Source organism: Candidatus Glassbacteria bacterium, from assembly GCA_019456185.1.
Lineage (GTDB): Bacteria > Gemmatimonadota > Glassbacteria > GWA2-58-10 > GWA2-58-10 > JAJRTS01.
The window spans coordinates 15678-27420 of sequence record VRUH01000051.1 but is presented as its reverse complement, the minus strand read 5'-3'; the positions used below and the strand labels follow the sequence as shown (position 1 = coordinate 27420).

Genomic DNA, 11743 nt, shown 5'->3' with positions numbered 1-11743 from the left:
GGCCAGGACATCGCCAAGGTGACCCAGGACAGCCTGCGGGCGCGGATCGGCATGGTGACCCAGGACACTTCGTTGCTGCACCGTTCGGTCATCGACAACATCCGCTACTCCAAGCCCGATGCCAGCCTAGACGAGGTGATCGCCGCCGCCAGCCAGGCCCACGCCCACGATTTCATCGGCGACCTGGAGGACCTGGAGGGCCGCAAGGGGTACCAGGCCCACGTCGGCGAACGCGGGGTCAAGCTATCAGGAGGCCAGCGCCAGCGCATCGCGATCTCCCGGGTGCTGCTCAAGAACGCGCCGATCCTGATCCTCGACGAAGCGACCAGCGCGCTGGATTCGGAAGTCGAAATGGCGATCCAGGAAAACCTGTTCCACCTGATGGAGGGCAAGACGGTGATCGCCATCGCCCACCGGCTTTCGACCATCGCCGCCATGGACCGCCTGATCATCATGGACGGCGGAAAGATCGTCGAGGAAGGCAACCACGATTCCCTGTTGCAGCGGGGCGGCCTCTACGCCGAACTGTGGGCTCGCCAGTCGGGCGGTTTCCTCGCCCGCGAGGCGGCGGAGTAGGATATCCCGACTAATGCCAGCGGACAGAGACACTGACCTGTGGGCATCCTTCGACACGCGAGCTTCGCTCGCTGCTCAGGATGAGGAATCTCTTTATTTTTCAAAAAATCTCATCCTGAGCAGCCGCGCAAGCGGCGTGTCGAAGGATGGTCGGGGGAGTCAGTGATTATGGCCGTTGGTATAATGCCTTTGCCACCGGGCCAGCTCCAGGCCCACCTATTTCTAAATTCGGTGGTTGCCATGTGGTTGCTATAAAAAAAACGGCTGGGCAATTATTTTGCTAAGCCCTTGATTTTATTGGTGCCGGATGCAGGAATCGAACCCACGACCTGCTGATTACAAATCGTCCGGCCACCCCTTCGCCGTTTCCCGGTCAACTTCGATGGACTTCTATAATGCACGGGAATATAATGATAAATGCTATTCACCAACCACGACACAGCCTGACAATACACTCCGGTTTTCGATATTTCATGCTTACCCCGCGCTTACCCGTACGGAGAGGGCATTCGAAATGGCCAAGGCCAAGCTAACCAAATCCCTTGTCGAGTCCATTCAACCAACCGACCACGATCAGGTCGTCTGGGACACCGCGCTCCCCGGCTTCGGCATCCGCGTGAAACCGACCGGGGTCCGCAGCTACGTCGTCCAGTACCGCAACCGGATCACCGGGCAATCGAAACGCAAGACCCTAGGCCAGCACGGGCCGCTCCTCACCTTCGACAAGGCTCGGAAACGAGCCCGGGTGATTCTGTCGGAGGTGCTAAAGGGTGGCGACCCGGTCTCCCAGTCCCAGGCGGCACGGCGGGCTCCGACGATGGCCGATCTGGTGGCGGATTATCTTGATCGCCACGCCATCCCCAAGAAACGCCCCAACAGCGTCCGCAACGACCGCCTCATGCTGGAAAACATTATCCTGCCCAGGTTCAAGTCCAAGAAGGTGGAGGCGGTTGGCCGGCGCGATATCGAGTCCCTGCATGTGGTCATGAAAGACCACCCCTATCAGGCCAACCGAGTGCTGGCCCTCCTTTCCAAGATGTTTTCCCTGGCCGTGCAGTGGGAGTGGCGGGCGGACAATCCGGCCAAGGGTATCGAACGCTACGACGAGGAAAAGCGGGAGCGCTGGCTCAACGACGACGAACTGGTCCGGCTATTGAGGGTCCTGGCCGAACATCCCAACCAGCGGGCTGCCAACGCGGTGCTGCTCCAGCTGCTGACCGGTGCCCGGATCGGGGAAGCCCTGAGGGTCGAGTGGGCCGATATCGACTTCGAACGGGGCCTCTGGATCAAGCCCAGCCACCAGACGAAACAAAAGAAAACGGAGCACCTGCCCTTGAGCCCCCAGGCCCTCCAGTTGCTTGACGGGATGCGCCGGCAAGCCGAGCCCGAGGCCCCCGTTTCGTCTTCCCCGGCTATGCTCCTGGCAAGCCCCTCCAGGAACTGAAGCGGTTTTGGATGTCGGTCACCAAGGCGGCGGGGATTGAGAACTACCGACTCCACGACAACCGCCACACACACGCCTCGCACCTCGTTTCCAGTGGTCTCAGCCTGGAGATCGTCGGTCGGCTGCTCGGCCATACCAATCCGCTGACAACGAAGCGTTACGCTCATCTCGCGGACGATCCGCTACGCGCGGCGGCGGAACGGTTTGGCTCCAAGATGGATGCCCTTCAAGAAAGTCGGCAGGCGGAAATCGTCCCCATCCCGTCACGGCGGTAGCAGACGAGCCAGTCGCTACGCCACTCCCAGAATCCAGCCTTCGGCCTGCGCCACGGTGCGTTCGGGCGGGGGCAGATCGGGCTTGAGGAAGCCGGCGAGGCTGCCGTCCCGGTCGGCAAGGGAGAGCCAGGCAGCGATGGAATAGGCATCGTGCTGATCGCCAGTACGACCCTCTCGGGCGAAGCTACGGTTCCACGGGGCGGGATGCAGCGCCACCATTCAACGAGCTTCACCTGAACGGACTGGACAAATGGTGGTGCATTTGTGACCATCCGGCAAGGCTCGATGAAGGGCTAGGGGCTAGGGAAAAGCAGAGATGGCGGGAAACGGCGAAAGCGATTCCAATGGCGACGATGTCACGGCCCTAGCCAAGGCCGTTCGTGATGTCATCCTTTCACGAAATGAGCCGGTCGGGCGGGACCTGGAGGGGCTGCCGACCGCTGCTCTTGACCCAACCCGGACTCTAGCCCACAGGCCCCCCCGGTGGTCACAGCGTTCCCGGGGGCGGGGGGCTGCGGAAAATTGAGAAGTAAATGTCCGCTGATCACCCGAAAGCGGTCGTGATTAGGCAAGGCCACTGACTACGGCTTCTAGCCAGGAGCAGAGCGGATACGGCTTCACGGGATCGACGCCCAGAGGCCAATCAAACTTGCCTCGGCCAAGACGGTAAGGAATGGCGATGTGGCGAAGAGGCTACCCTTCCAGAAACTTCCTGATCCTTGCACACAGCGCATTGCGATCCTTCGTTTCGCATTCCCAGATCACCAGCACGTTCCAGCCCAACTCAGCAAGCCGGTCCTGATGCTCCGCATCCCGTTGCCTGTTACGTTCGAGTTTTGGAATCCAGTAGTCTCGGTGCGATTTCGGCGAACGCGCACCCCGTGGACAATTATGCTGGTGCCAGAAACATCCATTCACGAAAACCACCTTTCGCCGGGCGGGAAACACCATGTCAGGTTTTCCGGGAAGGTCCTTTCGGTGAAGTCGATAACGGTAGCCCATGGCGTGCGTCAGCCGACGCACGATCATTTCCAGCCCTGTGTCCCAGCCCTTGACCGCCCGCATGACCCTGCTGCGATCTTCCGGCTTCTCCGTCATTTCCGGATTTCTATTTTCAGGCTCGGATCGGTTTCCACATCTTCTATGATTTCATTATATCGGCTCACCAAATCGGTGATCGCCACGCGCCGACCATCTGCCGCGAACTTGCCCAGCTCGTACAGGTTTAGTGCCACAAACTGCTCCATCTCGAAAATGTCGATACGCTCTGCGAGACCCTTGTTGTCAGCCAGCCCTTCGGCAACTGTCATGCCCCGCTGCATTGTCACCAGTATCGGCTTGTAGCCGTCGTTCAAATTCTCCCGGCATCGCTCAATCACAGCCTCGCCGGGGGACGTGGTGACATGGATCACCACATCGCCAACGAAGAAGTCACCGGCGCGCTGGCCTGGCGCATCCGCCGTCGAGAAGCTGTTGTGCTCGAATTTCCCCTGCCCGAGCGCACAGTCGAGCTTCGCTCCGGTCATGTGTTGCAGCACCGCTCCGGCGTAGTACATGCCGGGCGCGCTTTTCTGGCGCTCAACAGCCTGATCCAGAATGTTCCGAATGACGTGGCGTAGCCCTCGTGACGCATCCAGTTTGATCGTGAACGGCTTACCCGCGAAGAAGGCGTGGACGCATTCGATCCAATACGTCTCTATCGCATCGAGGTCCGCCATCCCCTTCCCGTCAAGGTCATTCAGGAAGGCGACATACTCCCGCATGTTGTTTAGGCTGCCCCGGCTTGTCCGCCCGCCTTCGGCGGCCAGCACTCGCTCGATTTCATGCCGCCTTAACACGCCTTGCACGGCACCTCTGCCAAGGCCGAGGACCTGGCCCCCTCCTTCCGTGACAAGTGCTTCCGGATCGAGCGGCAGTCCCATATTGCGGGCGTGCAAGGTGACAACAAGCGCGACGCACAGCGGGCCCTTGCCCTTGAATCTATGCTCAGCAGTAAAGGCTTTCAGGGCTTCCATGAGGTCGTTCGGCATAGGCTCAGGCCGCTTTCTTGCTCTCTACTGCAATCGCGGCCAGCACAGGCTCTAGAATGTTCTCCGCTATGTGCCGGACCACCGGCACCACCAAGCCATCACCGGCTAGGTGATAAGCCTCGTTGTAGTTCTCCGGCAGCTCGTAATCGTCGGGTAGGCCCATCAGCCGTGCTGCCTCGCGCGGTGAGAGCAACCGCGAACGAATCTTGTTCCCTTCGACGATCATGATCGTCTGGCGGCTTGATCCGCCCATCGGTGTGCGCAGGCAGCCCGCGATATCATCGAAGCGGATTTCCGCTCGCTGTACCTTGCCGCCATTCCCGTCCGAACGTGTGCGCTTATATATGGCACCGACCATCTTCCGTCCGGTATTCTTCGCCGCCGTGACTTTTGCCCGGTTCACGGTGCTCATCATGTCCAGCAGCTTCCGGGTTTCGGCGGTCGTATGCCACGGCACGCCCTTCGGCTTTTCCTCGATCAGGTCCGCAAAGACCGCGTTCCGTTTTGGCGGTAGCGGGAGGTGCCACCACAGCCAGCTCTCCCGCTCCCGTTTCGAGAGCCGGTTATGAGCGTCAATCAGCGCGCCGGTGTGCCATGTCTCTCCTGGTTCCGGCTGCGTCAGTTCGTTTGGAATAGGCTGGCCCTTGCGCACTGCGATGATGAATAGACGAGGCCGGGACTGCGGCACAAAATTTACCGCGTCGATCACCAGGGTGCCAAAGCGGTAACCAGCTCTGACGATTGCGGAACCGATCACGGCGAAGTCCTTGCCCCCGTGCGAGGTCAAGGCACCACACACATTCTCAAGAACGATCACCGGCGGCGCGCAGCCCTCATTGGCCAGCGCCTTCATGAGATTCCAGAATGGCCAGAACGTTCCAGACCGCTCACCCTTGAGTCCGGCCCCGGTTCCGGCAAGTGAGAGATCTTGACAGGGGAAAGACGCCCACACCAGATCAGCGGTTTCCGGCAGGTCCGATGTGCTCAGCTCGCCTACGTCCGTCAGCCGTAGGTCGGAGTTGCCCCAGTTCCGGGCGTAGCTGGCACCTTTCTTCGGGTCGATGTCGTTGGCGAAAAGGCATGACCACCCTGGACCAAGACCAGCGCGAGCCATTCCTCCCCCCGCAAAAAACTCATAGAATCGACCCATTGTCATCCCCCGTCGTCATGGTCGTTGATCACCTCTTTGCGCGCGAGCTTCTCCTAGATCGCTTCGAGGATCCACGTATTGCGTGAAACCTTAACAGGGCGCTTCCGGAGCGCCCAGTCTAACTTATCTTCAATTTCAGATGAGAGCCGGATGTTGGAGCGTTTGGGCTTGTCAGCGGCGTTGAGCGATGTCGTGTTCATAGACACCATTATGGCACCACATGATTCCGGCGGCAAGAGGGGTTCTGTCTTTGTTCTTAGAGCAACAATCAAAATGTGGTAGGATCCTCTTTCCGAACACCTAATCTATTGACCAGTCGCCGCCTGTCTAAGGGCCATGCAGAACAATCCTTTTCAGATCCGCGACCTTGCAATCACTGGCAACCCTCTACTCCGCCCTGCCGCCGACATAGCCGACGGCCATGAGTGCCGCCAGCACAAACACCCCTTCCAAGCCGATTTCCGGGTCGCTGGGGCGCATTGTCGGGGGAGGATAGGCAGCAAAACCCATGTGTTCCAAAAACCCTCGTCGCTTTCACGATATCCACCCCAAGGTTTCCGCCGTTTTCAGGCGGCCTTTTAAGTGTTCGTAATACAATTGTTTTTGGAACAGCAATGTGCTACTGTTCACCGAAGCGGGCCGGGAGGTGCGCGAACACCGCCCGGCCCTGTGATCATCGCAGACAAAGGAGGACAGCGATGACCAGTGGCAATAAGACTACCACCAAGCGCGTAGCGATCTACACCCGCGTCAGCACCGACGGTCAGACCGTCGACAACCAACTTCTCGAGCTTCGAGCCGTCGCCGAGCGTCACGGCTGGGATGTGGTAGAGGAGTACTCCGACAACGGTGTCAGCGGAGCTACTGGGCGAGAGAAGCGACCTGCCTTTGATGCTCTGTGCCAGGCCGCCACGCGCCGCGAAGTGGACCTGATCATGGCATGGTCGGTGGACCGCCTCGGCCGCTCCCTCCAACATCTCGTCGGCTTCCTAGGTGAAATCCATGCCAAGGGCGTCGACCTGTACCTCCACCAGCAGGGGATCGACACCACCACGCCCGCTGGGAAGGCCATGTTCCAGATGTGCGGTGTGTTCGCTGAGTTCGAGCGGGCGATGATCCAGGAGCGGGTCAGGGCGGGTCTAGAACGTGCCAAGGCGCAAGGTAAGGTCTTGGGGCGACCACGGACACCAGAGCAAAAGAAGGCCGCTGTACGGGACTTGAGGGAAACTGGAGAGTCAGTTAGGAAGATTGCCAAGGCGACAGGTCTGGGCGTGGGGACTGTCCACCGTATCCTTGCGGCATAGCCTCTAATCAATAGGGTCCCATCTGGAAACGGGCCATGGGGGGTGGCCGTAAAAACTGGACTCCTGCTGCTCACACGCGTGTAATCCACGTCCTCAAATAAGCTCCCCCTACCCCCGGGAACGCTGTGACCCCCGGGGGGGCGCTGTGCCCATAACAGGGACACTTTTTGCAAATTCTGGATGCGTAACTAACTGAAACCACCGCAAGCCCGCAGAAATCAACGGTACACCGTCCTCGATAACTAACACCACAGGAGACAAGGGGGGGGTGTCCATAACCACCTATTTTTTGCAAATATGGGGTATCCAAGTCCCCTTAGCCAATTGGAACCAAAAGGTTAATAGCTATTCTTTGCGCTTTCCCGACGACGGCGGCGAGGCCACGGTCGGCGACGACGGGTTGAGGGTCCCGGCAACCGGCTGTGTGCCAACTGCCATATCCATCGCCGTGGGTCGATTGTTAATTGTTGCCAGGACCAGGGCCGCAGCATTATGGTATTAACCAAAGCATTCGAATAGTTTATGCTCGCACAGATGGAGTGGAGAGATTGGCCGGAGGGACGACGATCATGAATCTCGGATATCATGAGTTGCCGCTTGACGTGCGCGGCGTATTCGGATTTCTCGCCGAAGAGTGGCGGACGAGGAAATTCAGGATTGCCCACGAGATCAGCAGCGGAAAATCGGGCGCATACGTCTACATCGTCGAAATCGAATGCGACAAACTAAAAGGCGCGGGGTTGCTGAAGATCGTACCGCCCGGCGCAGGGAATGAGTCCGGCGAAATCGGGGCGGTGAAGAACGCCACTTTGTACAATAGCGATTTCGCCAAACGCTGTTTCCCGTCGCTTGTGGGGCATGACACGATCGATGACATCTTGTTCCTGTTGTATGAGATCGCGGCAGGCAGCCTCCGCTTTTGCGAGCCTTTTAAGGATGTTTCCCAAGCGGGGCAGCTCGACGACGTCTCGCTCCTTATCGACCGGCTGTTGTTCGACGTCTGGCCGAAAAGTCCGCCTTTCGGAGATGCACCTCTACTTCGCGACAGGAACTCGACTGACCTCTTCCGCGATTGGCTGGATTACCGTGCCAATCCCCAAGAGAGCCGCGTGCCGGAGGTGCTGATCGGCCGCGGGATCGCTCCCGATGCGCCCTCGTTCCTCCTAGAAGGGATTTGGATGCCGAATCCCTGGCACTTCGCCAGACGCGAAAACGTGGGTTTCAACCTGGGCGCTCACTACGGCCCCTGTCACGGCGACTTTCACGGGGGAAACATCCTTCTTGAGCGCCGCGGCAACAGTTTCATCACCGACGAAGTCATCATCATCGACCTCGACAATTTTTCAGAAGAGAAACCAATATTTTTTGATCATTTTTACCTTATCTTCGAGCGCCTGCTCCGGGATGCCGGGCAGCGTTCCGATAAAGATTGGTGTGATCTGATCCGCTACCTTCTCGATGGCAAGAACGAACCGCCGGTCGACGTGCTGAGCCAGGCGAATTTTTTGAAAAACTGGATTTCGCGCATCGTCGATCGCTGCAAAAAATGCGTCGGCAGGGCTGAACAGCTTGAATGGCAGCTTTACCATTCGGCGGTCGCCGTGGGATTGATGTTCGCCCACCGCAATATCGACGGAAGAAGAAAGGATCTGGCCTTCTTGTTTGCTTCATGCGTTTTGAAGTACCTGCTGCACATATCAAATAAGGAGGATGGTTGGCCGAAAATTAACCCGAAATCGTGGGAAGGGCGCGCCTTTGACGAGGAAGGCGTTGTCGACCATGGCGCGCTTCGTGCCTTCTGGGCCACATGTGAAAGTTTCGACGATCTGTCGGCGGCGTATATCATGGTCACGGGAACTTGCGACGAAGCTGCGGCGAAAGCGATCGCGCGGCTGCCGATTTCGTTGGTGCTGGACGTCGCGGACACGGAAGGACCGCACAGTTATCTAAAGGCGTTCAAGGACGCCGTGAAATTCGGCCATGGCTGGCATACCCTGACGTCCGATAACCTGGTCTCCATCGGTTTCCGCAACCGCGGCCAAGGGCTCATCCGCCTGAAACCTAATTTTGAAGAACTGTCTGCGCAGTACTGGCGAAGAAATCTCAAGCGGGCGGTCACGACGCAACTTGAACACCTTGTCACCGCGAACCGGCATAAGCAGATCGTGGTGCTGCTTTCTCCGTCGATGGAACATCGGGACGTGTACAGAAACGTCGTCGAGACTTTGGACGAGGTGCTTGGCGAGACGATCACGAAGGTTGTGGCCCTCGACCAGGCGAACCCCGACTGGGGCGACCTGCTAAAGGATTTGGAAAAGTCGGGGATCGCCACATCCAAGGTCGAAGGTGGCCTGTCCACTCTCAAGCTGGCGACCATCTTGATGCGGGGCGAGCACGATTTCCGTGGCGAGAGCATCTGGATTCCCATGGCGAAGGAACGGGGCGGCCAGGATGACAGCCTCTTGGAGATCAGCGCCGACGACGCCGCGAAACTTGTTGAAGATTTCGACGTCATTCATGACGGGGTGGGTTCGGAGAGGTTCATCGAGGGTGACTTCGATAAGTTTGTCCAAGGGCATGAAATATCCTGGCATGGCGTACGTAAAGGCCAGGCCATGGACCGTGACGAACTTGCGAAGTTGCTGGTCAAAATCAGGGAGAATATTGGCGCCGAGCGTTGCCGTGTTTTGCATGTCTGGCATATGCCGGGTGCGGGGGGAACGACGCTGGGGCGGGTCGCCGCCTGGACGTTTCGTAACAAGTATCCGACGATCTCGGTGAAGCGATGGAGCCCCCACCTGTCGTCAAGAATTCACCTTTTAAGCAATCTCTCGAACATGCCCATCCTCGTTCTTCTGGATGGCCGGATCGTCTCTTCTAACGAAGTCAGGGAACTGCAGCAGGAATTATCCAGCCAGCACGTAAAGGCACTCCTCCTTCACGTGCGGCGGAAGTCATCGGGCTCGGAAGACAAATCGACCGACCTGTTTCTAGACGATCAGATGTCGAACAATGAAACCGAGCGGTTGTTCGACATCTATTCACAGTTCTGCGATCTGGATACTCGGAATGCGCTGAGGACCCTGATTGATTCGAAAAATCACCGTTATCGGACGCCGTTCGTGTTTGGCGTCACCGTTTTCGGTGGCGGGTACAATCCGATCAAGGGCCGTATCGAGGAAGCCGTTAGCGGTGAAAATGCGCAAGCCAAGAAGCTGCTCATCATCTTGTCGATCGTGGCCAAGTTCTCGGAAGTCCGGTGCCCGATTTCGATTGCCAATACTCTGTTGGGTTTGGTCCCCGACGACCGGGGAAAGCTCCGCGACAAGGCGGGCGTCGTCGAGTTTTCGTTGCTGGACCAGGACACCGACGACGTATGGATTCTGCACCCGGTTATCGCCAATGAGATTCTTGAGAAAGCGTTCGGCATTGAAGACATCAATTCGGACCACCGTTGGCTTGGATTCCTGCCCGACTACGTCCTGTCCCTGATCGATGCGGCAAGCGTCGCGCAGGTGGCTCCAGACGAATTCAACGACTTCCTTCAGGAGTTGTTTATTCAACGCGATCTGGACAGCAACAACCAGTTCTCGCAACTGATCGAACTGATGGACGTTGAGAACGGCAGGAAAACCCTGGAGCGGTTGACTGAGAAGTACCCGCGGCAGGCGCACTTTTTCCACCACTTGGCGCGCTTCAAGAACAGGAAACTCCGCCTCGCGGCGCGTGAGTGCCTGGCGGATATTGAAAAGGCTGTCGAGCTCGATCCGCGCAATCCCCTGCATCGTCATGGATTGGGAATGATCTATCGGAGCGAGGTCTATGATATCTGCGAGCACCTCAGGCAAAAGGATCCCAACGCCCACTCGGAGATCATTGCCGATTACAACGAACTGATACGGATTCACAAAACTGCCGAGGACGCGTTCAAGGAGGCACGAAGGCTGGAGATCGGAAACGAATACTCTTTTGTCAGCGACATCCAGATGAAGACACGGATCGTGGAGGCCTTTGTCGCCGTGACCGGCGGTCAGGACTTCGCGAAGTTCCTACAATCGGACGAGCCGTATGTACAGTGGTGCTCCAACCTTTTATCCACGGCTCAAGACCTGAAGATGCAGCTCGACAGAATGCAGGTCGGGTCATACAGCGACATGCGTAACAAGTGCGGCATGAAGCTGAGAGAAATCGCTGGGGACTCCGCCAACATCATCGCGGGTTACGAAAGGCTTTTGAATGCAGGAGACGCATCAAACATGTCGTGGATTCGCCGCGGGCTGGCCCATACCTTGATCGCCAAATCGACACGCATCGCCGAAGACGACGCGCTGCGAATTTACAACCTCTTCGAAGAGAACATTTCCGATGATCCCTCTGCCAACGTATCCGACATCCGCCTTTGGTTTGCGGCCTATCGGGAACTGCGGCGCTTTTCCCTCGACGAAGCGATGCAGCGCATCGAACAGTGGGCGATGATAACCGACGACGTCGAGGCCTATTTCTACCGTTATATCCTGAAGTTCGTCTCGTTTTTCCGCCAGCGCATCACCGACGTTTCGGTCGTCAGGGAGGCGATCGAAGAATCTCGATCCCGCAACCCGGCGAACTCTCGTACTTACGTGTATGAATGGTGGGTTGGGCAACCTGACCATCTCCCGGTGATGAGCACGCGGGTTCTAGGTGAATCGCGGCCCGGTCCCAACTTCAAGCGCGCCGCTACGTCTGACGCTATGCTTGAGGGCCGGGTTGCGATTATCGACCGGCCCCAGCTCGGTTACATCGACTACCAAGGCCTTCGCATCACCTGTACACCAGGCATGAACTTATTGGCGGGTCGCGACGAGGGTAAACCCGTCAAATTCAAGCTGGGATTCCGCTATGATGGCCCCTACGCTTGGGATCCGGAGCTCATTTAGTGACTGCGTCTTGGGGTAAGCACCTTTTAAAGCGGTGGACCACCTCGT

At 58.0% G+C, this 11743-nt stretch carries 6 protein-coding genes and 2 pseudogenes; 4 read left to right on the top strand and 4 right to left on the bottom strand.

Annotated features, from left to right (window positions below):
- The coding region (locus tag FVQ81_14895) for an ATP-binding cassette domain-containing protein (GenBank protein ID MBW7997824.1) at positions 1-576 on the top strand (576 nt) is incomplete at its 5' end.
- Positions 577-1090: 514 nt separating this feature from the next.
- Positions 1091-2295, top strand: a pseudogene (locus FVQ81_14890) (tyrosine-type recombinase/integrase).
- A gap of 21 nt (positions 2296-2316) precedes the next feature.
- On the opposite strand, the pseudogene FVQ81_14885 reads toward FVQ81_14890, so the two are convergent.
- The 4 genes and pseudogenes from FVQ81_14885 to FVQ81_14870 form a co-directional block, all read right to left on the bottom strand.
- A pseudogene (locus FVQ81_14885) lies at positions 2317-2505 on the bottom strand (hypothetical protein).
- Between the two features lie 483 nt (positions 2506-2988).
- The gene (vsr, locus tag FVQ81_14880) at positions 2989-3393 is read right to left on the bottom strand and encodes a DNA mismatch endonuclease Vsr (GenBank protein MBW7997823.1); all 405 of its coding nucleotides are present in this window, start codon (positions 3391-3393) and stop codon (positions 2989-2991) included.
- Positions 3390-4325 (bottom strand): DUF4928 domain-containing protein, encoded by a 936-nt coding sequence (locus FVQ81_14875; protein ID MBW7997822.1) that lies wholly within the window; start codon positions 4323-4325, stop codon positions 3390-3392. The genes vsr and FVQ81_14875 overlap by 4 nt, the downstream gene beginning before the upstream one ends.
- 4 nt (positions 4326-4329) lie before the next feature.
- Positions 4330-5475, bottom strand: a complete 1146-nt coding sequence (locus FVQ81_14870; GenBank protein MBW7997821.1) for a DNA cytosine methyltransferase — start codon at positions 5473-5475, stop codon at positions 4330-4332.
- Positions 5476-6173: 698 nt separating this feature from the next.
- Between FVQ81_14870 and FVQ81_14865 the strand changes: the two genes are divergently transcribed.
- Together FVQ81_14865 and FVQ81_14860 are read left to right on the top strand one after the other, a co-directional pair.
- Complete coding sequence (locus FVQ81_14865; protein ID MBW7997820.1) at positions 6174-6779, top strand: helix-turn-helix domain-containing protein; 606 nt, start codon at positions 6174-6176, stop codon at positions 6777-6779.
- Between the two features lie 569 nt (positions 6780-7348).
- Positions 7349-11695 (top strand): hypothetical protein, encoded by a 4347-nt coding sequence (locus FVQ81_14860; GenBank protein ID MBW7997819.1) that lies wholly within the window; start codon positions 7349-7351, stop codon positions 11693-11695.
- The last annotated feature ends 48 nt before the right edge of the window (positions 11696-11743 follow it).